Source organism: Pristimantibacillus sp. PTI5 (genome assembly GCF_048572955.1).
In the GTDB taxonomy this organism is placed as follows: Bacteria; Bacillota; Bacilli; order Paenibacillales; family Paenibacillaceae; genus Pristimantibacillus.
Genome location: NZ_CP183886.1, coordinates 4,891,104 through 4,915,293, shown reverse-complemented (window position 1 = coordinate 4,915,293; position 24,190 = coordinate 4,891,104). Strand labels below are relative to the sequence as shown.

At 48.1% G+C, this 24,190-nt stretch carries 23 protein-coding genes; 6 read left to right on the top strand and 17 right to left on the bottom strand.

Annotation, left to right across the window (positions count from 1 at the left end; translation table 11 throughout):
- Positions 1–12 precede the first annotated feature (12 nt).
- The 8 genes from ACN6MW_RS21945 to ACN6MW_RS21910 form a co-directional block, all read right to left on the bottom strand.
- Positions 13–504, bottom strand: coding sequence for an Lrp/AsnC family transcriptional regulator (locus ACN6MW_RS21945; RefSeq protein ID WP_056640011.1), 492 nt, complete (start codon positions 502–504; stop codon positions 13–15).
- A gap of 203 nt (positions 505–707) precedes the next feature.
- Positions 708–1,109, bottom strand: coding sequence for a spore coat protein (locus tag ACN6MW_RS21940; protein ID WP_419872061.1), 402 nt, complete (start codon positions 1,107–1,109; stop codon positions 708–710).
- 34 nt (positions 1,110–1,143) lie between these two features.
- Positions 1,144–1,368 (bottom strand): hypothetical protein, encoded by a 225-nt coding sequence (locus ACN6MW_RS21935; protein ID WP_419872060.1) that lies wholly within the window; start codon positions 1,366–1,368, stop codon positions 1,144–1,146.
- Positions 1,369–1,459: 91 nt separating this feature from the next.
- Positions 1,460–2,632, bottom strand: a complete 1,173-nt coding sequence (locus ACN6MW_RS21930; protein WP_419872059.1) for a Ger(x)C family spore germination protein — start codon at positions 2,630–2,632, stop codon at positions 1,460–1,462.
- Positions 2,632–4,095: a spore germination protein gene (locus ACN6MW_RS21925; RefSeq protein WP_419872058.1), complete on the bottom strand. Its 1,464-nt coding sequence runs from the start codon at positions 4,093–4,095 to the stop codon at positions 2,632–2,634. The genes ACN6MW_RS21930 and ACN6MW_RS21925 overlap by 1 nt, the downstream gene beginning before the upstream one ends.
- Complete coding sequence (locus ACN6MW_RS21920) at positions 4,092–5,225, bottom strand: GerAB/ArcD/ProY family transporter (RefSeq protein ID WP_419872057.1); 1,134 nt, start codon at positions 5,223–5,225, stop codon at positions 4,092–4,094. The genes ACN6MW_RS21925 and ACN6MW_RS21920 overlap by 4 nt, the downstream gene beginning before the upstream one ends.
- A gap of 126 nt (positions 5,226–5,351) precedes the next feature.
- A complete protein-coding gene (locus ACN6MW_RS21915) occupies positions 5,352–6,017 on the bottom strand; it encodes a DUF2642 domain-containing protein (protein ID WP_419872056.1) in 666 nt (221 codons plus the stop codon).
- Between the two features lie 72 nt (positions 6,018–6,089).
- Entirely contained in the window at positions 6,090–6,851 is a 762-nt protein-coding gene (locus tag ACN6MW_RS21910; protein WP_419872055.1) for a DUF2642 domain-containing protein, read from the bottom strand.
- A 292-nt stretch (positions 6,852–7,143) separates the two neighbouring features.
- Between ACN6MW_RS21910 and ACN6MW_RS21905 the strand changes: the two genes are divergently transcribed.
- Positions 7,144–7,533 (top strand): hypothetical protein, encoded by a 390-nt coding sequence (locus ACN6MW_RS21905; protein ID WP_419872054.1) that lies wholly within the window; start codon positions 7,144–7,146, stop codon positions 7,531–7,533.
- Between the two features lie 97 nt (positions 7,534–7,630).
- The gene (locus tag ACN6MW_RS21900; RefSeq protein ID WP_419872053.1) at positions 7,631–8,701 is read left to right on the top strand and encodes a CotH kinase family protein; all 1,071 of its coding nucleotides are present in this window, start codon (positions 7,631–7,633) and stop codon (positions 8,699–8,701) included.
- A gap of 18 nt (positions 8,702–8,719) precedes the next feature.
- Here the strand turns inward: ACN6MW_RS21900 and cysK are convergent, their stop codons facing one another.
- The 5 genes from cysK to ACN6MW_RS21875 all read right to left on the bottom strand — a co-directional run bounded on the left by cysK (position 8,720) and on the right by ACN6MW_RS21875 (position 14,559).
- Entirely contained in the window at positions 8,720–9,637 is a 918-nt protein-coding gene (gene cysK / locus ACN6MW_RS21895; RefSeq protein WP_419872052.1) for a cysteine synthase A, read from the bottom strand.
- Between the two features lie 23 nt (positions 9,638–9,660).
- Positions 9,661–10,863 carry an MFS transporter gene (locus ACN6MW_RS21890; protein WP_419872051.1) on the bottom strand — a complete coding sequence of 401 codons (1,203 nt, stop codon included), beginning with the start codon at positions 10,861–10,863 and terminating at the stop codon, positions 9,661–9,663.
- Between the two features lie 129 nt (positions 10,864–10,992).
- Positions 10,993–11,610, bottom strand: a complete 618-nt coding sequence (locus ACN6MW_RS21885) for a hypothetical protein (RefSeq protein WP_419872050.1) — start codon at positions 11,608–11,610, stop codon at positions 10,993–10,995.
- Positions 11,611–11,720: 110 nt separating this feature from the next.
- A complete protein-coding gene (locus tag ACN6MW_RS21880; RefSeq protein ID WP_364143656.1) occupies positions 11,721–12,143 on the bottom strand; it encodes a DUF350 domain-containing protein in 423 nt (140 codons plus the stop codon).
- Positions 12,144–12,192: 49 nt separating this feature from the next.
- Positions 12,193–14,559: an endonuclease MutS2 gene (locus ACN6MW_RS21875; RefSeq protein WP_419872049.1), complete on the bottom strand. Its 2,367-nt coding sequence runs from the start codon at positions 14,557–14,559 to the stop codon at positions 12,193–12,195.
- 202 nt (positions 14,560–14,761) lie between these two features.
- Here ACN6MW_RS21875 and ACN6MW_RS21870 point away from each other — a divergent pair, with 202 nt between their 5' ends.
- Positions 14,762–15,121: a phage holin family protein gene (locus ACN6MW_RS21870; protein WP_364143660.1), complete on the top strand. Its 360-nt coding sequence runs from the start codon at positions 14,762–14,764 to the stop codon at positions 15,119–15,121.
- Between the two features lie 215 nt (positions 15,122–15,336).
- The gene (locus ACN6MW_RS21865) at positions 15,337–15,723 is read left to right on the top strand and encodes a cytochrome C oxidase subunit II (RefSeq protein WP_364143663.1); all 387 of its coding nucleotides are present in this window, start codon (positions 15,337–15,339) and stop codon (positions 15,721–15,723) included.
- A 97-nt stretch (positions 15,724–15,820) separates the two neighbouring features.
- Here the strand turns inward: ACN6MW_RS21865 and ACN6MW_RS21860 are convergent, their stop codons facing one another.
- The 4 genes from ACN6MW_RS21860 to ACN6MW_RS21845 form a co-directional block, all read right to left on the bottom strand.
- Positions 15,821–17,386, bottom strand: a complete 1,566-nt coding sequence (locus ACN6MW_RS21860) for a sugar hydrolase (RefSeq protein WP_419872048.1) — start codon at positions 17,384–17,386, stop codon at positions 15,821–15,823.
- Positions 17,387–17,479: 93 nt separating this feature from the next.
- Positions 17,480–18,316 carry a carbohydrate ABC transporter permease gene (locus ACN6MW_RS21855; protein ID WP_419872047.1) on the bottom strand — a complete coding sequence of 279 codons (837 nt, stop codon included), beginning with the start codon at positions 18,314–18,316 and terminating at the stop codon, positions 17,480–17,482.
- Positions 18,313–19,194, bottom strand: a complete 882-nt coding sequence (locus ACN6MW_RS21850; RefSeq protein WP_364143670.1) for a carbohydrate ABC transporter permease — start codon at positions 19,192–19,194, stop codon at positions 18,313–18,315. The genes ACN6MW_RS21855 and ACN6MW_RS21850 overlap by 4 nt, the downstream gene beginning before the upstream one ends.
- 87 nt (positions 19,195–19,281) lie before the next feature.
- Entirely contained in the window at positions 19,282–20,649 is a 1,368-nt protein-coding gene (locus ACN6MW_RS21845) for an ABC transporter substrate-binding protein (protein ID WP_419872046.1), read from the bottom strand.
- A 171-nt stretch (positions 20,650–20,820) separates the two neighbouring features.
- On the opposite strand from ACN6MW_RS21845, the gene ACN6MW_RS21840 reads away from it, so the two are divergent.
- Both ACN6MW_RS21840 and ACN6MW_RS21835 read left to right on the top strand, forming a co-directional pair.
- The gene (locus ACN6MW_RS21840) at positions 20,821–22,620 is read left to right on the top strand and encodes a cache domain-containing sensor histidine kinase (protein WP_419872045.1); all 1,800 of its coding nucleotides are present in this window, start codon (positions 20,821–20,823) and stop codon (positions 22,618–22,620) included.
- A gap of 7 nt (positions 22,621–22,627) precedes the next feature.
- Positions 22,628–24,175 carry a response regulator transcription factor gene (locus ACN6MW_RS21835; protein ID WP_419872044.1) on the top strand — a complete coding sequence of 516 codons (1,548 nt, stop codon included), beginning with the start codon at positions 22,628–22,630 and terminating at the stop codon, positions 24,173–24,175.
- Positions 24,176–24,190 lie beyond the last annotated feature (15 nt).

Below are 24,190 nucleotides of genomic sequence, written 5' to 3'. Positions count from 1 at the left end.
CATCACCCTTTTTTACGGCGAAACCATCAACCGATGATCTCCTTCATGCTCCTCGAAGATAATGCCGTCTTGTTTGTATTTTTTCAATATGAAAAATGTTTTGGTCGATAATACCGCATCGATCGGCGATAATTTATTCGATACAAAAGAGGCGACCTCTTTTAAGTTTTTCCCTTCAACCTCAACTAGCAAATCGTAGGCACCGGACATCAAGTAAACCGATTTTACCTCCGGATATAAATAAATGCGCTCGGCGATTCCTTCGAATCCGCGACCGCGTTCTGGTGTAATTTGGACCTCGATTAGCGCTGTTACCTTTTGGTCATCGATCTTGCTCCAGTTCACGACTGTTGCGTATTTCACGATGATATGGTCGTTCTCGAGCTCGGCGATCGCTTGCTTTACTTCCTCGGTCGGAACGGCAAGCATGGTTGCGATCAACTCTGCATCCCTTCGCGCGTCTTCCTTCAGCAGTTCAAGCACTTTCAACTGTAATTCGGTCATTGTATAACTCCTTCCAGTACGACTGCGATTATAAAGAATATTTTACAACGTTTTTGAATCCCGTGCAATCAATGCCTAAGGCTGATGCCTGTTTTAATGCCGCTTCCGCCCCCTTGCAAAGGGACTAGTGCCTGCCTAAATGAACGTAACCCCGCCTTTCTCCCGATGTCTTGCAAAAATAAAAAAAGACCCCGGCGGGGTCTTTACATGTAATACGGCTGCCCGTTTTGCTGCTGGCCGGACTGCTGCTGCATATTTGGCGTATAGAGCGTTTGGCTTTGCTGCTGCCCGCCGAGCGTTTGCTGCAAAAACTGATTCGTTTTTTGCTTTGTTTGCTGATATTGCTTGGCTTGCTTATCCAGCTCCTGACGAAGCACCGGCGAGGAGGTATTGTACATGTTCGCCTGCTGCATCGCTTGGAACAGCTGCCCCTGAAGGGATAAAGTGCTGTCCGTCAATTTCGTGAACAGCTGGCGAATATCCGGGCAGGTTGATTCCGTTGCGGCAGTCGCGTATTCACGGACAACTCTTTTTAAATCTGAGAGGATCGAGCTCGCCAAATCCTCTTCCGTCAAAATCGATTGCTTTTGTTGCTGCTGATACATAGCGTCTTACCTCCTAAGCGTTAGTTGGATAGCCTTATTGCTGCGGTTGGGTTGGAGCCATTTGCTGGTGATGCGAGATCGCATGCAGCAGCGAGTCATAATGCTGTTGATGCGTTTGTATCATTTGCAAGCCTAAATTTTTCAAAGCAGGCGTCGTGCCTGTTGCTACTAATGCCGCACATTGCTTCATTAACAAATCCTCGTTGGACATAGAGTCTGCAATGTACTCCAGCTCTTTCCCTGTCATTGGCTGAATCATAAATCATCCTCCTTATTTCGGTACTGGCTTGCTATGCGATGCTAATCCATTTTTTTCGTGCCAAACGTATTATGAGCAATATTTCCTTTATTTATGTACTCTCATTGAGGTCAAAATTGCCCGAATGGATCAAATTGAATTTCACCTCGATCTTCATCTGGTTTGGCTTTGGTTTCCATTTCCCTCCCTTGCAGTTTTGTTTCCAATAGGCTGTATGGTAACGGTAGAGATGATGCTCCAGCTGGAATAAATCCATGCCATTGGATTGGCCTTTGCGATAGGTTTCCCCGATCTGCTGCTCAACCCGGTCTTCGATCGATGCGACCAGCTCAGCTTCACTCAAAGTTCCGTACAATTCATCAATCTGGCCTTTCATACTGACCTGCAGCGAAAAATCGGCCTCTCCGTCATTTATGCTTGCCTTCAAATGGCTATTGGATGAAACGACCGCCACGGTCGCCCTGCCTTCGTTGCCGATCGCGTCAAATAAGTAATTCTGGAACTCGGGATTGACCCATCGCAAGCCCCTAGCATCTGATTCCGTCATAAAACCGAGATAATTAAGCTCTCTATATACAAAAATGCCATCAAATAATTGAATCTTGAGCGGCTGTTTCTTTCTTTTCCAAAAATCCTTGTTTGCAGTCAGCGCGGGTAATGTCGTCGTCATGGCCGGCTCCTTCAAGGTCTGCACGGCGAGCTGCATCGCGTAGGGACGAATAAAACTTCTTTGGCTGTTAAGCGGGTTGGGCGAATACATTATGCTGTTTAGGGGCGATTGATCAAAAAAAGTATCGGTTGTAAAAATATTTTCGATCGTTCCTCTTGTTCCGAACATCAATGAAGTATACCGTGACGCCCGCTGACGGTTAAGCCCGTCCAAAATGTCTCGCATTTTAAACATGGCTCTCTCCTGCACGACAACGGTCTTCAAATGCTCCAGACTAAGTATGGCTTGTCCTGCCTGGGTCAAATCATTCAGCGCAAGCAGAATGGTATCGCCTTCGCCTTTACCGATCCACACCGGGTTAGGGTCAGGCTGGACAGTTTCCGTTTTCGCGATCAGTCCGAATTTGATCATTTGGGCATAAACGACGTAATGGCCTTCCGAGTAATCAATGCCCAGGGATGAAATATAGCTCACATCCTCTAAATTGATTTCATCCCAGCAGCCCTCAAGCAGCAAAGAGCTGAACATCAGCCCGATTAACGCCGCCCTTTTCCAAACAAAACGGCGCCTCTTAGCCAGCCATGCAGTATCCATTACTTATCCCTCCTTCCGCTTCGAAGCTTCCAGGGCAATTGCATCAGCGCAGGAACCAATTGCTTGAAGCGAAGCGGCGCAAGCGGCTCTAAATAGGAACGTCCAAAAGATTCCAGCGTGCATAAGTAAATAAGGACCGCGAAGGTTCCCACAAAAAAACCAAAAATCCCAAGCACCGATGAACAAATAAGAATCAGGTAACGAATAATGCTCACCGATCCGCTTAAAGACTGATTGACGAGCGTAAACGTTGACACTGCGGTAACCGCGGCCATGACAAGCATGGTCGGGGAAGTCATTCCCGCGCGAATCGCCGCATCCCCGACGATTAATCCGCCAACGACCGAAACCGTTTGTCCAACCGCTCTCGGCAGCCTGACTCCCGCCTCGCGGAAAAGCTCAAACATGGTGAGCATCATGAACATTTCCATCGTTGAGGACAGCGGTAAGCCGATTCTAGAAATGGTTATCGTCGCGAGCAGCGTAAACGGAATTTGATCCGTATTGAATGCCGACAGCGAAATCCAAAAGCCTGGCAGGCACATAGCCAACACGAGGCCGACAACTCTTAAGAGCCTCTCCAGCGACACGTAGTAATACGGTAAATGCGCATCCTCCGGCGATTTAATGAGCAGCAATAAAGTTCCTGGCGCAATAAGGGCCGACGGCGAGCCGTCCACTAAGATGGCTACCTTACCTTGCATCAGGGACTGAACGACATAGTCGGGACGTCCTACATATTCGATAAGCGGAAACAAGGAAAGACGATGGTCCGACAACAGCTCCTCCAGCTGGCTTCCCCCGCTTAATGATGGGATCTCGATACGGCTCAGCCTTCTTCTTGCTTCCTTAACAAGCTCAACTTCAGCAATGCCCTCCATATAGATCAATGCGATTTCCGTTAAAGACTCGCTGCCGATACGATTATATTCCACATGCATATCCGGCGTTCGGAGCCGCTTGCGAACTAAGGCGACGTTCGTAGCCAACTGCTCGACAAAGCCGTCGCGAGGCCCTCTAACGGATACCTCCATCGTTGATTCCTCCGGGCTTCTGCCCGGTTGATCCGCGATATCGAACTCAAATAGTCCTTCCAGATTTTCAAACGACAATATAACGCTGCCTGCAAAAAGCCGCGCGTACAAATTGCTTCCGTTCGGGCCGGGTTTTATTCTGCTGAACAACATGCTGGGCCTATGGGTATCGGCCTCGTCCACTTTTGAAAACGATCTGAGCTGCTCTGCCCATTTTTCCAGCTGCGGAAGCAGGCCTAATTGCATTTGTTGATTATCGATTAATCCTTCGCAATAAAACAAGATGACATGTAGAGGCCCGTGTACGTCTAAGGTGAGCTCATATTCAATCACGTCATGGCAGCCCTCCAGATTGGATCTGAGTTGGTCTATTGTCATGCCGCCGCTGATTTGTTGTTCATGGTTTTCATACCGGTCTTCGTTATTCATGATTGCTCTGCCTCCTCGGAGCCGCTTATGACCATACGCTTATGCTTTTTATTATCTTTCTCCCTCTTCAAGAGGGATATAAGCCATAAGATACTGATTACCGTAACGATGAAAATACCGACATATTGAAAATACATGGCCAAAAGTTTTTTGAATTGAAGCATATGGTTAATGCCGAAGCCAGAGACAATCAATATGAACAAACCTAAGACTGACGGTGAAATCCACTTTCTTTGCAGACGGCGCATAGGCCCGAACTCAGACAGGATATGTATCGAGATGGCCAATCGGACAAGCGCACCGGACATCCACTGAAAAATCGCAAAAAAATCAACATGCTCGAAATATTTGCCAATCGAGACCAGCCTCCATTGCGAAAATGCCGGATAACGCATTTTCTCCGCTTCCGCAGGACCAAATTCGGCTATGGCCCCCATTACCGGACCGAGTGTGAGCATGGCCAAAAACAAGACGAGAAAAATGAAATGCCACCGTTTGAACCTTCCTTTTAAATGATGTTGAATGAGTAGGATTCCAAACAGCTCGCAAGAGGAGGTTAGCGTAAACAAAATACCGTAAAGGACGGGGTTTATGCCATTCTCAAGCATTGGCAATAAAAAATGGTAATCCTTATGAGGCATGTTCGCGGACATGACGAAGTCACCCAGCAGCACCACAATCGGCAATAAAATACAACTCGCATATGCAATCGTCCGAAGTCCTGAAACGGATGCGAACAAACATAATCCAAGAAATACCGCGCAGACGACAACAGAAGGCGTATGGGGCAAATAGGTAGTCGCCGTCCAGGATGCTGTCGTAATAAGCGTCTCGAGCGCCATACATAATTGAGCAAGCAAAAATACGGCCAGCAGCAGCATCGCAATCCAGCGGGGAAAGAAGCCGCTTAGCCATTTGTCGACGGGCATTCCGTTCATTCGCTTCAAAATCCCGTATACCGGGAACACCGCCCATGGCAGTACAATGACAAGCTCTCCGAACACGGATATCCATGCGTCTCTTTTTGCGGCATCCAGCAGCAAAGGTACAACCAGAACATGGTTTACGAGACCCACGGACAAAATCATCATTAACATTGTAGGTAAAATACCGAATGGCTTGATTTTCATTTACCAATCACTTCCTTACAAAATAATGTTTCCCGTTATGCGCACCGCAATGCATCTTAAAATCGTTTTTGCAAACAAAAAAATATGCCCCCGCCGGTAAATGGCGATGAGCATATTTTTCTCTCATTAAGGGATATGAACCGTCTTCACGTGGTCAAAATGCAAGAAAACGGCATTCCCGCTGGCGTTTGCAAGTTCGATCATATTTTGGTCTACGCTTTTCAAGACACCGATTTTATTTGAATTTTCGCCTAAATCGAGCACGACAAATTCACCGATTAGTTTGCGCAGCTGTTGATCGAACGTTCTAGCCAGTGTAAGCGGGGAGGGTCTTAAGGGGAATTGCTCTGGTGTCAACGTATACGGCGTTAGGTTCGGATGATAAGGAATCAAATATTTCATATGCTGCAGCGAAACGATAACCGTATGGTAGACGGGGGAGTAGAAAACAAAAAAATCATTCATTACCGTAGTCAGATAGCCATGGATCGATTGATTGCCGGTGATATAAATTTCAGAGAACATGCCTTTGGCATTCATTAATATTTTGCGGTAAGAGACTGGATCGTTATAGGGTTCAAAAGGCATCTCCGGAGCATCGTACTTTTCTTCTTCTTGCGTGGATACGCGAAGCTGCTGTAAATGAATGAGCGGTATATATAGAAATCGAGTCCCGTTATGGAGAACTAATATATCTTGACCAAACTCGATTAGTTTACCACGTATTGGCGCTACTTTACCTGAAATCTCCAATTCGACCTGATGGTCCAGCAGCGGATGACGGTTTTTCATGCGATCAACCTCCTTTCATCCGATTAGGTTGTTGAGCCAGGCAAGGGTCTAGCCCTTGCCTGGCTCAAGCTATTAACCTTTTTTAACCGAACGACGTGTCAGATTGGTAGCTTTGACGGATGCTGCATTTGCACGGCTTTTGCCGCCGCTGCGGTTGCCTTGTGTTCTATTTCCACTTCTATTGTTGTTTTTGTTATCGTTTTTGTTGTCATTTTTGTTGTCATTTTTGTTATCGTTTTTGTTGTCGTTTTTGTTGCCGCCAGAGCGGTTACCGCCAGCTGCTTGAATCGTTTTGATATGATCTTTCTGGATTTGTATGGCTTCTTTTCCAGCTACCAGAAGGACAAAATCGTCTCCTACTTTCGCAATAAAGCCTTCAACTTTCTCCGGGCCGCCCGAGTTAATTTGTACGAATTTTTCGTTAAACGAACGAATGACACCATCGAAGTTTCTCGCATTTACGAAATCGGTGTCACGGCGTCTGCTTTTATGGCCGCTTTTGTTTCCGCTTTTGTTTCCGCTTTTGTTTCCGCTTTTGTTTCCGCTTTTGTTGCCGCCGCTTTTGCCGCCGCCGACTTCCGTAATGCTCTTCACATGGCTGGTTGCGACATAAACGACACCTTCTCTTGTTTTTACTACAAGGTAATCACTTTTTACGGCAAGAAGCTTGCCTTGAATAGAACTTGGGCCGCCCCGGTTGATTTTAACGTTTTTGCCTACTAAACTATGAAGAAAATCGTCATTTTCACCGTTGCTTCTGTGGCTCTTGTGGTTGTTATTGTTAAAATCAGATTGACCAGCAACATAATAATGATGGTTACAGCAGTAATTCATAAAAAAATCCCTCCGATAATTTTATTAGTAGTTTTGAAGCCTTCCATATAACCGACGTGTTGACAGTGTCACCAGCATCTTTTATTCTTTGCTCTGCATCCCTCCAATACTTAATTCACTGCATCTATCATGAGGAGCGTTATGTAATATAATTATATGTATCCCCTATAGCAGTGGTACTAGATTAGTATCTATTTCTTAAAGAATGAGCAACTACCCGTTACGAGAAGTAGGGTCTGGACATAGGTTATAGTAGCTTCAAAAGTATCCACATAATAGGAGGCAAAATGAATTGGCTCAAAATAAAAAACGCAAGCAAAAGAAATACGCAAAAGCAGCTAGCAACAAGGTTGAGCAGCTTATGGGCGGCAATCGTTCGATAGGCGCGGGTTCACACGGAAATCGCACGCAAGGGAATGTTTCTGGCGGGAGTCTATCGGCTGGCAGCCTTTCAGACGGGAATCTTACAAGCGGCAATCTTACTAGAGGCAATCAATTGGTTGGTAATCTTACTAGTGGCAATATTACAGCTGGCAATCGCACTGGCGGAAGCCCTTCAAGCGGCCATCGAACGAACGGCAGCTTATCGGAAGGTGGCATTCCTTTTTATAATTCGCCGCCCTTGCTGCTTGAATCCTCCGATATGCAGCCCAGCTTTATATGGGAAATCAAGCTGCCCTAATTTGCTGTGACCATCTGGGCATAAGCCGAATACGGTATAAGAACAAAAGCCTATCGTCTAACGGTAGGCTTTATCTTTTGCCTCGGGAGATGGTTAGATGGCTGCTAAAACCCTGCCTGTGCGTACGATTCGCATAAATGATTCGGATCTTCAAGAAATTAAGGGCAACGCCTGGGGACGATCCTTCAAGCCGGCTGCGCTCGAGATGGATAATGAAACCTATAAAGCGGAATTTGGTTTACGGGGTGGCCATACGCGCAACTACTCCAAAAAATCTTACGAAGTTCGCCTTGAAGGCGGCAAAACGCTGCATTGGAATGCAGAATATGATGATCCGTCCATGATGCGCAACGCGCTTTCTTTTTACTTCTTTAATAAAATAGGAGTGCCTTCTCCTCTAACGAACCACTTCTGGCTTATCATAAATGGCGTTCCGCAGGGCGTGTATTTGGAAATTGAAGCGGTCGATCGTCTTTTTTTCAAGAAAAGAGGGATTGGTTACCGGTCACTTCTTTACGCGGTCAATGACAGCGCCGATTTCAGCTTGATAGACCCCGTCTCCAAGGATAGAAAGCCTTCTCTATTTGATGGGTATGAGCTGATGAAAGGGAAAACGGGGACAAAGGGCCGACTTGTATCGTTCGTGCGCAATTTGAATCGCATGTCCGGTAAGAAGCTGGGCATACACACGGTAAGGCGGTTAGATGTGTCTCAATATTTATTATGGCTTGCCGGTGCCGTGTTAACGGGGAATTATGATGGGTTTGATCAAAACTATGCCCTATACGAGCACAGCGCAAGCGGAAAATACCGCATTATTCCGTGGGATTATGAAGGAACCTGGGGGAGAAATTGTTACGGCAAGCCATGCGGAAGCGATCTCGTTAGGCTGCAGGGCTACAATACCTTGACCGAGAAGCTTTTTACTTTTCCAGCCTGCCGCCGAAAGTATAGGGCAATTATCAAAAGACTGCTGCAAACGGATTTTACAGCGGAAAAGCTGGAGCCTGTTATCTCCAGCATGCATGAAAGGCTGTCACCTGCCATTCGCGGCGATTACACCCGCAAGGCAAGCTATGATACTTTTCTGTCGGAGCCCTCCTTCATTCACACCTATATTGAAGAAAGGCGGGAAATATTGCAGAACTCGCTGCGGAAATGGGTTTAACCCACTTCCGCAGCCTGTTCAAAATATATTCATGCTCATATAGCGCTCACCCGAGTCCGGAGCGATGCAAAGCACGCGCTTTCCTTCGCCCAGCCGCTTTGCAATTTGCATTGCTGCCCAGACGGAAGCGCCCGATGACGGACCGAGCAGCAAACCTTCGCGTGTGGCAAGCGCGCGCATCGTTGTCAGCGCGTCCTCATCGGACACTTGAATAATTTCGTCATAGATGGAAGTATTGAGTATGGCAGGCACAAAACCTGGGCTTGTACCGACCAGCTTATGCGGCCCCGGAGCGCCGCCCGATAATACAGGCGATCCCTGAGGCTCCACTACAGCTACATATAAATGCGGCAATGCTTCCTTAAGAGCTTCTCCTGTACCGGTTATCGTGCCGCCAGTGCCCGCGGTTGCGACAAAAGCATCAAGCTTCCCGTCTACTTGCTCCATGATTTCGATCGCCGTCGTCAATCGATGAATTTGCGGGTTTGCTTGATTTTCGAATTGATTGGGAATGAAGCTGCCTGGATGCCGCTCGCGAAGCTCCTCCGCCTTGCGAATGGCCCCTGGCATTCTCTCCGCAGCCGGCGTTAATACGACCTCGGCCCCGTAGGCCTGAAGCAGCTTAATTCGCTCTGCAGTCATATTGTCAGGCATAACCAATATCATCTTGTAGCCTCTGGCCGCCGCATTCATGGCCAGCCCGATTCCCGTATTGCCGCTCGTCGGCTCAATAATCGTATCCCCAGGTTTGATTAACCCCCGCTTCTCTGCATCATTAATGAGAGAGAAAGCCGCTCGGTCCTTTACGCTTCCGCTCGGATTAAAGCGCTCCAGCTTGACGCATACCTCGGCACTGCCTTCCTCCTGAAGCCGATTCAGCTTTACGACTGGGGTATTTCCAATTAACTGCGTGATGTCTGTAACGATTCTTGGCATACTTGTCCTCCTTTCCGTACTTGTTAAGCTTGCTGCTGCTGCGCCAGAAATGGCCTGATGAGCCACCAGCCTGCGATCGGAACGACGCCTACCGAAAACAGCAGCCACGTAATCGCGGCCGTGGAATGATTCAGCGGCAGTACGATGAGATAGGACGACAAGCCAATGACTCTTCCCAGCACGAGTCCTGCCTCGCGAAGAACTATAAACTCCTCCCGCTCCCGCGCGCTCTCTTCGGATTGCCCGATTAAATCAAATACCCTGGAGGTCATCGGTATAATGTAAAGCGGCATGAATAGGGAAGTTCCGATGCCGAACATCAACAGCGTCGCATAGGTAACCTTCCAAAACAGCGGTAAAATAACGATGGCGATCATGATCACACCGATCAGCATCGCCAGCTTTCGATTGTTTTTTTTGAGCATCTTGCCCACGGCCCAGAAGCTGAATAGGGCAACGAGCGAGGTAATGAGCGAAAAGGTTCCCAGCTTGCTTTCGTTTTGCGTGGCCACGTAAACCGTTAGACCGACCAGAAACATAAAAACCCCTTCGCGGACGCCCTGCGCCGCAATCGCGGGAAATATACGACGCCAGGGGTTACCTTTTTGCATCAGCTGCTGGATGCCATGCTTCCAATTGTATACGCCCTCGACATGCCGCTTCTTAAGCCAGAAACTCAAAATAACGCCGATCGAGAAGATAACGAGCGATATCGTAAAAATAAGCCGATACCCTTGTTCTCCCTGCATCGATGTTATAAGCAAACCAGAAACCCAAGGCGCCACAATCCCTGCTGCCGAACCTAGCAAGCCTGCCCATCCGTTATAGCGGTCACGGTTATCCGGATCCGTTACTTCAAAATAGACTACATTGAACGCAATCCAAAAAAAGCCCAGCGCCATGCCGTTCAAAATGCCTAACGGCACATAATACACCTTTGCTTGCTGGCCTAAAAGCAGAACGGTGCAATAAAAAACGCCCGATAAAATGATGCCTGCGCGCAGGCTGTTCATTTTATTATGCTCTTTTACCCATTTGCCGGCAACGTAGAACGTTAATCCGCTCATGACATACTGCCCCATCGTATACCATCCGATCAATGTGTACGACTGGCTTGCTTTCCATAAATAAACCGGGACGAATGTCCCGGACAGCGCGTTAGCTACGCCGTAAAGAGCTTGAACTATGAGCAATAAAACTGCTTGTCTATCCAAGGTTTTTGCCAAAACGCTTCCTCCTGCCGAAGGATAGAGCAAGGCTTCAAAGCCTGTCTATCCCTTTTCATTTCGGAATTACGTTTTGTAAGGTTCCCCTTTTGACAGCCCACCATGCCCGTCCAATTTATCCAGTGCCGTCTACTCGTTAGGCGTTAAGCGTTTGAGCATTTGCTCGCGGTCGCTTTGGCTTAGCAAAGAGGACGTGTGGTAGCAAGCCGGACAAACATATAAGAGAAGAGTAAACGGAGTCGTTAACACCGGTCCGCCAAGCGAGGGCGCAATTCTAGACTCAAATTGCTGCTCGTCAAAGCGCTGTTCGCCTGCCTCAACCATGTAGGAGCGGCATACCGGACATTCCGGCACTTCATCCTGATCATCAAGCACGCGCTGCACGGTCTCTTCTACAGCAAAGCGCGAGGTATCCGCGCTGCGGTAGCCATCGCCCTGCTCCAGCCAGCGCTTATGATTCGGATCATCGGAATAATCCTCCTCCGTCTCTTCATCGAGATCATCCTCTGACCACTCATCCTGCTTGGATGCGGGGCCGTTGGCGGCTCTATGGGCATCGTTGATTTTCAAGGCCTGAACCGCTCTTTCATGCTCGTCGGCTTCTACCTCTTCCTCATCATAGCCAAGTTCAATCGTCCGGTAAGCACTTAGTTCATTATCGCAGTGCGGGCAATGCGTCTCCGGACCGATCTCTTCATCCCATACGATTTCCGTTAAACACCATGGGCAAATCAAATGCTCTTCCATTTTCTCTTCTCCTCTAATGGTTCATTAAATAAACGATACCGAATGCAAAAAATAAAATAGCGACAACGGCTAAAATTTTCCATAAATATTTCAAAATGGCTTCCCCCGAGTTAAATAATGACCGTGGCTCCGATGACATAGGACAGCGAAATCGAAATAATCATCGCTATGAGCCCTACTGCGCGGTTATCGCGGGCGATCTCATCGTCAATTCGGAATACGGGCGTTAGAAATTCGAATAAAAAATAAGCGGCCATCAAGATGATAAAACCGAATGCGCCCCAAATCAGGCTTTGATAGACCGAATCATTGGATTCAATCGAGAATCTGAAAATATTGCAGATCCCGAAAATTTTACCGCCCGTCGCCATGGCAACGGCAACGTTCCCTTTTTTGATCTCGCTCCAGCATTTATATCTCGTTACGAGCTCAAAGCAGGATAAAAATACAATGAGTGACAACACGGCAACCGATACATAAACGAGCGAGGCAGCATACGGGTTGCTAAGCAGCTTGTCGACTTCATTACTCATTCAACGATCCCCCCATTACCTTGCGATCTATTGGCGAGGCGGCTGCACGCTATTTTAGCTCTGCAACCGTCACGCCTACTCCGCCTTCGCCATAGTTGCCGAGCCTGAAGCTTTTTACATGGCTGTGCTTGCGCAAGTATTGCTGGATTCCCGTCCGGAGCACACCTGTGCCTTTGCCGTGAATAATGGCAACCTGCGCCAAGCCTGACAAAAAGGCTTCATCCAGAAAACGGTCGACTTCGAGAATCGCTTCTTCCAGATTTTCGCCGCGTAGATCGAGCTCCATCTTGAAATTCTCTTCTTTGGAGCGTTTAAGGCTGGCTGCCTGCTTAGGCTGCTGCGTTTTGGAGGCAGCGGCTCCCTTGAGGAGCTCCAAATCATCCAGGGCGACTTTCATTTTCATGATGCCAAGCTGTACCGTAGCATCTGAGCCGTGAATTTCCACGACGGTGCCCTTCTGGTTCAAGCTGTACACCGTGACTTCATCGCCTGCTTCAATCTTTGCCGTTTTTGCTGCGGTTTTCGTACCGCCCTTTTTGGCTTTCTGCAGCTCAGGCGCTGCTTCATCCAGCTTGCGGCGCGCTTCAATAAGCTTATGCTCCTTGATCGAAGCGCCCTCTTCCATGGCCAGCTTGCGCAAATCGGCGATAATTTGCTCCGCTTCGCGCTTCGCTTTCGCGACAGCCTCACGCGCCTCATCCTGCGCTTTAAGGAGCAGCTTTTCCTTTTGCTCCTCGAACCGCAATCGCTCAGCCTCATGGCGCGCCCGGAGCGTTTCCATCTCACGGCGCAGCGATTCCGCCGTCTGGCGTTCCGTTTCGGCGCCCAGCCGGTTCTCCTCAAGCGAGGCAATCATATTTTCGACACGTTGGTCCTCTTCGCTAACCTCGCCTCTTGCGTGTTCGATAATCGAACGTTTAAGACCCAGCCGCTCAGCAATCGCAAATGCGTTGCTTCGGCCTGGCACGCCAACAAGCAAACGATAGGTAGGACTGAGTGTGGCAACATCAAATTCCATGCTCGCATTAATAACACCCTTGCGATTATATGCATATGCTTTAAGTTCGCTATAATGCGTAGTTGCTACGATTCGGCTTTCCATCGCATGCACATGCTCCAGGATAGCAATGGCAAGCGCGGAACCTTCGGCAGGATCCGTACCCGCCCCTAGCTCATCCAGCAGCACTAAGCTTTTGGAGGTCATCGTCCCCAGAATGCGGATGATGTTCTTCAAATGGCTGGAAAACGTACTTAGGCTTTGCTCAATGCTTTGCTCGTCGCCGATATCCGCATAGATCGCGTCAAAGACGCACAGCTGGCTTCCGTCTTCAGCCGGCACGAATAAACCCGACATCGCCATTAAGCTGAGCAGACCTATTGTTTTTAGGGATACGGTTTTACCGCCCGTGTTCGGGCCCGTAACAATAATAGCGGTATATTGATTGCCCAGCTCTACGTCGATCGGCACAACCTGATCCGCGGCAATCAGCGGATGCCGGCCCCGCTTCAGCTTTAGAAAACCTCTGTCATTCATGCGCGGCAGCGTAGCTTTCATGCCGTGTGCTAGCCGTGCCTTGGCGTAAGCAAAATCAATTTGCCCCAGCAAATCCAAGTTGAAAATTAAATCCTCCACATAATCCGATGCCAAAGCGGTAAGCTTCTGCAATATTTTCTCGATTTCCCGCAGCTCGCCCGCTTTGAGCTCCCGCAGCTTGTTGTTCATTGCTACAATAGCCTCCGGCTCGATGAACAGCGTTGCGCCGGATCCTGATTGGTCATGCACGATACCGCCAAAATGGGAGCGGTATTCCTGCTTGACCGGAATCACATACCTATCGTTGCGCAGCGTTACAATCGAGTCCTGCAGCATTTTTTGCACGGAAGACGAGCGGATCATTTGATCCATCTTCTCGCGGATGCGCGATTCTCCGTTCCGCAGCTCGCGCCTAATCGAAGCTAAAGCAGCGCTCGCGCTGTCCATGACCTCAGCTTGATCATCGATGCATTCAAATATCGCATCCTCCAGCTGCTTATGCTCGCTAATCTGCTCGGCAATATGCTGCAGCATTGGGATTGGGTTATCTTCATGCAATACGCTGATATGCTTCTTGACCCGGCGCCCGCCGCGAGAAGTCGCCGCAATATTGAGCAGCTCCTCCGAATTAAGCGTACCGCCGATGCGCGCGCGGTGAAGCGGCGCGGTAATATCAACGACGCCTCCAAACGGCGCGCTGCCTTTGAGCCGGTCCGCCGTGTAGGCTTCATCGGTAGCCTGCAGCGTTTTCTTAACCGCTTCCAGGTCCGTCACCGGCTGAAGCGACTCCGCAATCGACTTACCGAGCGAAGTAGCCGCGTGCTGTGACAATCTATGTATGATTTTAGGAAATTCAAGTGTCGTCAATATTTTAACGTCCAACAAATAACACTCCTCTCGCCTTCTTATTATAGCCGAACCGCGGCATTGATGCACGAACTCAGGCTAGATCTCATACATAAATGATTCACAGTTGGTCACAATATAAACGAACGAGCCGTCTTACGATGTAATTTTCGCAATGCATGACGAAAAAGAAGCCGCCCGGCGGTTTCCTATCGTAAAACTTAAGGAGGTTTGTGCAATGACTTTTTTGGGACATGTGGTACGGTTTATAGTTGCTGCGCTTGTGTTAATGCTGGTCGGGTTCATTGTTCCCCAGTTTAGCGTCGGTGGCTTCTGGAGCGCCTTTTTTCTTGCACTTGTCATCGCCGCGCTTGGATGGATAATTGAAGGTATATTTGGTAAAAGGGTTACGCCCTTCGGTCGCGGCATCGTTGGCTTCCTCGCCAGCGCAGTCGTTATATGGATCGCTCAGTTTATCGTTGGAGGCGTAAGCGTTACGCTGCTTGGAGCCATTTTGGCTGCTTTGGTCATCGGAATCATCGACCTGTTCATTCCGGTCAGCACTCCATATGAAGCCGGCAGACGAAATCACGATTAAATCAAAAAGTGCCTTGCATGACAAGCTTGAAAGCCCTTGATTACCTGAGAAGGCGATTAAGGGCTTCTTGCCGCTTAGGTTTTCTTCATAGTATATTCACAGCTTCTTCAATAGTTTGACATATGGTATCACTGCATTTGCCTGCGATATAAGTTACAATAAATAGAAACCGGCTGAGAAAGCAAAGCCGATATTTGAAAGGGGAAGCACTGCAAATGAAAAAATGGTTACTATTCGCAAGCGCATTATGCCTAGTATTCGTTATTGCCGCATGCGGCGCGAACACTACAAAAGAGGATAATCAAGAAGCCAGCACAACCACCGCAGACAGCGGAGCAGCATCCTCGGATCTTGTTATCACGGCATCTAACTGGAAGTTTGATCAGAAGGAATATAAAATCAAAGCTGGAGAAACGGTTAATCTAAAGCTTGATTCTGTTGACGGCATGCACGGCCTAGAGATCAAGAACACGGATTACGAAGTCGCTACCGGCAAAACGGTGCCAGTCAGCATCAGCGAGCCTGGAAGCTACGAAATCGTGTGCACGGTTCCTTGCGGCGCGGGACACCGCGAAATGAAAGCTACGCTTGTGGTTGAATAAATCAATTTCAAGGTGAAAAGGGCTGTTCCAAGGTCGACAACGACCAGCGGAACAGCCCTTTTCCAATACTCCTGCTACTGCTTCGTCAACAAACGTACTAGCTGTCTTTTTCCGTGAAATATTTACGTATAAAATAAGTCGGCGTACAGCTCCATGCGTGACAGTAGCTGTTGACCAAGTTGCTGCCGTAGGGCGACAGCTTCTTGTCGCTTGGATTGTAAAGCTCCCAGAACGTATCCGCCCCGTCCTTGATCATCTCGCCCCAATAAGCCCGAATTTCCTCCAGCGCCTTCTCCTTCTTTCCGCACAACAGCAGCGCCTCGATGAGATGGTGATAAAGGTACGGCGTAGACATTGAAATCGCCGGCGGCTGCTCGAATAAGCGGTCCAGCAGCGCTGCGCTTTGCTCCGGTTCCAGCACCTCGGCCAGCACCATCCAGATTTGCGTTGCCCAGGATACTTGAGCCTTGGAGCCGCTTGTAAAGAAACCTTGCTCCTTATCCCATAGATGCGTAAGCGCTGCGTCTGTCGCTTGCTTAATCGCCAAGGAGATAAAAGCCTGCGCATCGCTGTCACCCAGCCCTGAAGCTAGAGCTAATCCTCTTTTCAGGCAATAGATCAGGACAGCCTGCGCGCCTGCCTGCTTATTCAGCTCTTCATGCCAATCGAGGAAGCAATACCAGGTATCGTCATCCTTGACAATGCCTCGCTCGTCAAGACGCTGCAGGCCAATGCGAAGCTGCTCCGCCGCAATCGGCCACAGCTCATCAAGCGTATCGCGATCCTTCGTCGCCTCATAATAGTCATACAGGGTAGCAACGAAAAACAGCGCATAATCATATAAATAGATGTCATCTATAAAAGGGGAAGGCTTCTCATATAAACAAGCGCCTACCTGCCCATCCTCAAGCAGCATTCCGCCAAAGAGATACAAGCATCTTTTGACCAGAGCGTTGCTGTTGAAGGTTTCGTAATTCGCGAGCGCCTGAAGCCGAAGATCTCCGATCCAAAGTCTCCGGTCCCGCTTCGGGCCATCCTCGAAAACGGTATGCATGCAGTCCTGGAGCGTCTTAATGCCGATGCGGTCAAGCTCCCTCAGCTCCTCGGACATATAATCCGGAAGCGGCTTCACCTGTGCAACATCACCCGAGGTTACTGTGGTGCAATGCACCTCCGGAAACGAAATACTGTAACGCTGAGACGCCGCGAGCACGATGATTTTCAAGTAACGGAAGGTATAGCGCCTAGGCAGGGTAATCGTTCCCGGCAGCACATCCACGTTTACGATTTCATCCTGCAGCCACGATCGGCTCAGCCAGCCATCGTAATCGTCAAAATCCTCTCCAATCTCGCAGGGCATTTCCCCAAAAATCAATTTCAAGCGAAGAGGGGCATCGGCATTGCTGTTTACATTAAGAATCGACAGTGTAAGGTAACCGACATGATGGTCACCGAAATCGAGCGTAACGCTATCGCCTTTGCCCAGTACGCGGCCTGCCAGTTCTTCGGCTGCGCCAATGCGCTCCGTTCGCCAGCCCTGGAATGCCCCGGCATCTTTCACGACGTCTATGATATGAGCCGGATAAACCTTCTTTTCATATAAATGTGGAATTAGCGACTCTGCCCGTTCCACGAAAGGTTGATTCACCTGTTTGCTTTTCATTGTCCGATCTCCTGTTCCTTCATAATAATGTCCTGCATCCTGCCTGCTCTCAAAAGAAAACGGGGGTTTCCCCCCGCCGCCTAAACCTATGGATCAGCCCTTCACGGCTCCCACCGTCATGCCGCCGACAAAATATTTTTGCAAAAATAAAAAGGCAATGAGCAGCGGCAGCGCGCATAAGAAGCAAGCTGCGAAAAGGACGTTCCACTGCGTCGGATTTTGCTGATCGCCGAGGAATCCCAGCATCGCCAGCGGCAGAGGCGAATCCGCTGCTTTGGAAATAAAGATCATATTAAAGAAGTAGTCATTCCATATCCATACGCCCTGCGTGATGACGACGGATACCGTTACCGGAATCAGCAGCGGGAATACGACGAGCCAGAAGCGGCGGAACAGCCCCGCACCGTCGATGTGTGCTGCCTCCTCCACTTCTTCGGGAACGCCGCTTCTAATGAAGCCCGTGTACAAAAACGTGGAAAAAGGAAGACTGCATGTAATAAACATCAGAATCGGCGTGTACTGCGACGTAGGAATATGAAGCGAATTAATCATCTGCACAATCGGGATGAGCACCATTTGTGAAGGCACGACTAATCCCGAGAGAAAGAACAAGTACAGGAATTTGCTCCATTTGGTTTTGAGCCTCGCCATCGGATAAGCAGCCATGGCTGCAAGCAGTACGACAAAAACGACGGAAATCCCGGTAAGAACTACGCTGTTCCACAGCGCTTCCGTGAAGTGCATGCGCTCGAATGCCGTACGGTAGCTCGCAAAGGACACTTCGCTGAATAGATTAAGCGGATTGGCATTGTTTTTCGGAGCGCGCAGCGAAGTCGACAACGCAATGATAAGCGGAATCAAATTGACAGCCATGACAAGGATAACGCCGAGCTGCACGAGTGTTTTTTTGGTCACAGAGCCGATAGTCATGCCGACACCTCCCGTTTGTTCATACGGATGACAAAGGCTGCGGTAAGCACGATGATAAGGGCAAAGGAAATCACGCCAAGCGCAGATGCTTTACCGAATAGCTGCTCCGTAAAGGCCATCTTGTAAATGGAATAAATCAAGGTGTTTGTCGAAGTGCCCGGACCGCCGTTCGTCATGATGAACGGGAAATCGAAGGCCTTCAAGCCATTGATGAGACTTAGCGTAACGTTAATCGTAATCGCGGTAGCAAGCAGCGGCAGCTTCACATGCTGCAAGAGCCGCCAAGGTCCGCAGCCATCCATTTTCCCGGCTTCCAAAAGATCATTCGGTACGGTTTGCAAACCTGCAAGGAAAATAATCATCGTCGTGCCTATGTTTTTCCAGATTTCAACAAAAATAATCGCATATAAGGCAGAAGAATAGCTGCCTAGAAAATTCAAATTGTCATCGTTTATTCCGAATTTATCTAGGAAGGTTGAGATCATGCCATAATCCGGCATATATACGTAGCTCCAAATGAAACCGACAACGATCGCGCTGAATAAGGTCGGAATATATGCCAAGGAGCGGTAAATCCCTTTTCCTTTAATTTTCATGTTAAGGAGCAGAGCAAGCGCAAGACCGATCACATTGCCCAGCACGACGGTAACCAACGTATAGATCAACGTATTTTTGACGGAAATCCCTAATGTATCTCCATTAAAGAGAGCTTTATAGTTGTCCAGGCCGATGTACTGGTAAGCCTGGGAAAAGCCGTTATAGTCGGTGATACTGTATTGAAACAATCTTAGAATCGGAAAAATCCAAAAAATCAGATAGAAAATAAGGGCCGGTATCGCAAAAAAGTACATCGATTTTTTCATTACGGTCGAATTCATGTTGTTCCATCCTCTCCAGCTAACCTGGTATCGGCAGGGAAGACTTTCGTCTTCCCAGCTGATACTATCCGTTAAATAAGAAACGGTTTATTTGTTTTTCCAAAGTTCCTGGAACTTCTCGTCCATCGCTTTCGCAACGTCTTCCGGCGTCGTTTTTTGGCCGCCGATTATTTCGGCGAATTTGGCTTGCATGACATCGGAAACGCCTGCCGGCCACATTTGGTTGCTGAAATATACCGAATTGCCGTTGGTTTGATAGTTCTCGTTCACTTCTTTGAATAGTTCGTTCGTCAAAGGCACATCCTTGTACACGCTGATGGAGCTGTTAGAAGCTACAAATGCCTTGAACAGATCCGATTCGCCATCGAACAAGTAGTTCAGAATTTCCTTGGCGGCATCCAGGTTCTCCGATTTCGCGTTCAGCGCGTAACCTGCAGCGGTTGCAGCGGATACGAAGGTTGGTTTGCCCGCATCGTTGCCCGGAAGCGAAGCAAAGCCGCGTGTAAAGTCAGCTGCGCCCTTGGAAGTCATGGAGGCATAATCCCATGTGCCAGTGAACGTCATTGCGGCTTTGCCGTCGATGAACAATTGGGAAGCCTGCGCGCTGCCTGCTCCAAGTGAATTTTTTACGACGTAACCTTTATCGTAAAGCTCTTTGTACATCGAAATGGTTTTCACCCATTTTGGATCGTTAAGCGATTTTTCGCCGTTTTGAACCTTTACGTCAAAATCCATTTCATCCGGATATACCACGTTGGCAGCAATCGGATACATACCGAATTGAATCACCCATGGATCTTTATCGCCAAGCACGATCGGCGTAATGCCTGCATCCTTCAGCTTTTGGCACGCTTCAAGGAAAGAAGCCCAGTCCTTCGGAAATTCAGTCACGCCCACTTGCGCCAGCATTTCCTTGTTGTAGTAAACGCCTAGGTAATCAAGGCCCTCTGCAACTCCGTAGGGCTTGCCTTCATAGGACATATCTTCCTTCGCTCCGGTACCGATATTGTCCCAGAACTTCAGATCGGACAAGTCGGCGGCAAAGCCTGCTTTAGCGAAGTCGATGACGCCGCCGGCTGCATTTTTAGGGAAAATCCAGAAAATATCCGGTCCTTGTCCCGCTGCCAGCTTTGTGCGAACCGAAGTATTGTATTGATCGTCAGGAAGCTTCTGCACTTCAAGCGTAATGTTCGGGAATTTTTCCTTTACCAGGCGAGGCAGCGTCTCCAGCTCAAAGTCCTCTCCCTCCGAAGCTTTATTTCCGGACATCATCATCGTGAGCGTAATGGGCTCCGCTGCATCCGTTCCTGCATTTTTGTCACCCGCCTCGTTAGCGTTGTCACTTGCTGCCGGCGTATTCGCCGCATTTGAAGCACCGTTATTGGAGCTGCAAGCGCTGAGCAGAACGAAACAAAATACTAAAATTGCCAGTCCCATTGTTTTTAATGATTTCATCTGCATTTCCCCCTGTTACATCGATTGTTTGTTGCAGGCTTGCTTTGCCCTGCCATTTCATGAAGCGCTATTGCCTTGAGCACACTTTTATAATAATGTGATAAACAGTATAAATGCTTTGGCTTATTTGGTGCACTATTTTTAGATTAGACAAAAATGGGGGATACGTGTATGCTCTTTTTTAATATTAAAACCAAGCTCTTTCTAGTTCTTGTCCTAGTATCCATTGTGCCCATTATTGTCGTTACTGTCAGTTCTTATCGCAGCTATACCAAGCTCGTCAATGAACAAACCTCCCTAATCGCCTCTACAACGATCAACAACTCGGTAAAAAGCATTGAGGATATTTTGCAAAATATAGACCGCATCTCGATAACCATACTGCAGCAATCGTCCAGCGTAACCGCTTACAACACCGTCAGCGATGAGCTTAGAAAGCTGCGTAATACAAATGACCAGTATGAGATCTTTATTACCAGAGCCCAACTCAAACTCATCTTTGAGAATATACTTCTGGGTTATAATTACATTAATGGCATTTATTTATTTACTCCGGATGGGAAGTTTATCAGTTACGGAAACGGAACCGATTTGAATGTCGATTACGTACCCTTTGAAGACGAGTGGTACAAGCAGACGGTTGCCGGCAAAGGCGCGCTGTACATCGGAGATGTGGGCGTCAAGCCTTATATTATTAATGCCAAATCCTCCATCGGCTTCTCGCGGTCGCTGTATGATCCCAATACCAATGAATTTCTAGGCGTCTTTATGCTCGATTGCAGCATGAATATCTTTGCAGGCTTAAACCGTAATCCCGCGCCGAGCCTCTCCAACATTTATTTGGCTAACGAGAGCGGTAAAATACTGTTTGACGGCACCAACAGCCATATCGGCGAATATCTGCCCGATGGACTGCTGCGCAAATCCTTGGCAATGTCCGGCTCTAAGCAGCAATTCAGCGATGCCGAAAGCTTAACGGTCATCCAAGCCGTTCCGAGCAATAATTGGAAGGTGATTGCCAATATATCCGTTGCCAAAGTATATGAAGAATATGGCATTTCACAAAAACTGATTATTTATATATCGGTATCTTGCGCCGTTATTTTTCTGTTTCTTTCCTTCTTCTTATCCAATCTAATTACCAAGCCGATCATCCAGCTAACGAAGGCGATGCGCAAGAACAAATCGCAAAAATTCGTCACGGTTAAAGCCGACAAAAAAAGAGTGGATGAAATCGGCATCCTCTACCATGAGTACGGCAAGATGATGGACGATATCGATACGCATATTCGCGAGAGCTACCAGAACCGCATTTTGACCATGGATTCGCAAATGAAAGCGCTGGAAGCCCAGATTAACTCTCATTTCCTGTATAACACGCTAGAATCGATTAACAGCATTGCTGAAATCGAAGAGGTGGAGAGCATCGTTGTCATGACGAAAGCACTCGGAGATATGTTTAGGTACAGCATCAAGACCGACAGCGAATTAGTCGCAGCATCCGAGGAAATCCAGCATGTGGACAATTACATGGCGATTCAACAAATCCGGTACGGCGATAAATTATTGTTTATAAAAGAAATTGAAGAACCGATTTTGCAAAACAAAATGTTGAAGCTGCTGCTTCAACCGCTCGTAGAGAACGCGATTTACCATGGGCTTGAAAACAAACGAGGCAAAGGCAGCATCACGATCAAAGGTTATCAGAGCGAGGAAATGATCTTCTTCGAAATAAGCGATGACGGGGTGGGCATGTCACAGGAACAGGTCACGGAGCTTAGACAGCTGCTTGCCAAGCCACCGGAATTCTCGTCCATAGGCCAGCGTTCGAAGCAAAGCATTGGCATCAAGAACGTCCATTCCAGGCTTGCTCTCTACTATGGCTTGGAGGACGGGGTCACCTTTGAAAGCGAAAAAAATAAAGGCACAACCGTCAAAATTGCAGTTCCGTCTAATTGGGAGAAGAGGTGATCACACGATGTATTCATTCATTATCGTAGACGATGAACCCTTGATTCGTAAGGGGCTGCTCAAAAAAATAAATTCATTCAGCCAAGAGCTTACCTTCGCAGGCGAAGCGGACAACGGTACAGATGCTTTGGAGTTAATCCGCAGCCTCGACCCGGATATTATATTTACGGATATGCGAATGCCCGAAATGGACGGGAAATCGCTAATGAAAATCGTTCACCAGCAATACCCCGACAAAAAAATGATCGTCATCAGCGGGCATTCCGACTTCGACTACATGAAGGAGGCGATATCCGCCAAGGTCGTCAGTTATTTGCTTAAGCCGTTTAGCCGGGATGAGATCCATCGCACGCTCGAACAAGCGATCGAAGCGCTTGACAAGGAACGGTCCGTCAAGCAGGAAGTCGTATTGAAAGCAGCCGAAAACGAACAATTCAGCTATCATTCCGACATTCAATCCCTGCTGCATCTTATCATCGGCATTCATCACAGAGATAAGCTGCCTTCCTTTCTATCGCTCCGATTGAAGGAAGCATTGGCTGCGCGCTACCATATTTTGCTGACGCTTTATGCACCGGATTCGAATGTCCAGGAAATAAACGGACTGCATCGGGATTATGTTTATATCCCCCATTCCCAAAGCGATAAGCTGGCTTTCATGCTGCTCTCCTATCCGGAGGAGCAATCAGAGTCCGCCATAGTTGAGCATGCCGCACGAACGGCAGAATTGCTGATCGATACGATTAGCGTTCGGAAAGGCGGCGAAGGCTGCGTAGGCATCAGTTCCGTCATCCGTGATTTCAATATGCTGCATCAAGCGCATCTTGAAACCATTGCCGCGCTGGATCAACGGTCGATCGCTGATTTTGGCCGCTGCTACCTTTATAACAAACAGGCCGCCGCGCAGGATGTCTTGCTCTGGGAAAGAACGCATGAGCTGCTATTTCTGGTCGAATCGGGCCAAACCGCGAAGGTAAAGGAGCTCGTCCTCGATTTCTTCGCCTTTTATATCCGCCAGCCCGCAGTCTCGCTTGCTCAGCTAAAAGAGCAATGCAGAGCTATGATACAAGAGGTCAAAAAAATATTGTCTGCTTACTTGCAAACACATGCCGACGGCTCTCCTTCTTCAAGCCTGGAGTCGGTGCTGAACATTTCCTTTGATCTCGACTCCATCCGGGAGTACCTGCTCACCGTATTATCGAGCACCGCAGACCTCCTGAAGGATAGCTCAGCTTATTCATCCGAAAATGTCATCGATAACATCAAAACATATATCCACAAAAATTTTACGAAGGATTTGACGCTGGAAAAAATTTCATCGCTTTTTTATCTCAACCCCAGCTATTTAAGCTTCCTGTTCAAAGAAAAAACGGCGAAAAATTTTACCGATTATATTAACCAGCTGCGCATCGAGCAAGCAAAAACGCTTCTGAAAAACACGGATGACAAGGTTTATAGAATAGCCAAGCTTCTAGGCTTTGATAATCCGAAATACTTTTTCCGCGTATTCAAGAAAATGACAGGCCTGACCCCCGAAGAATTTCGTAAAAGCTAACGCAAGGAACAAAAA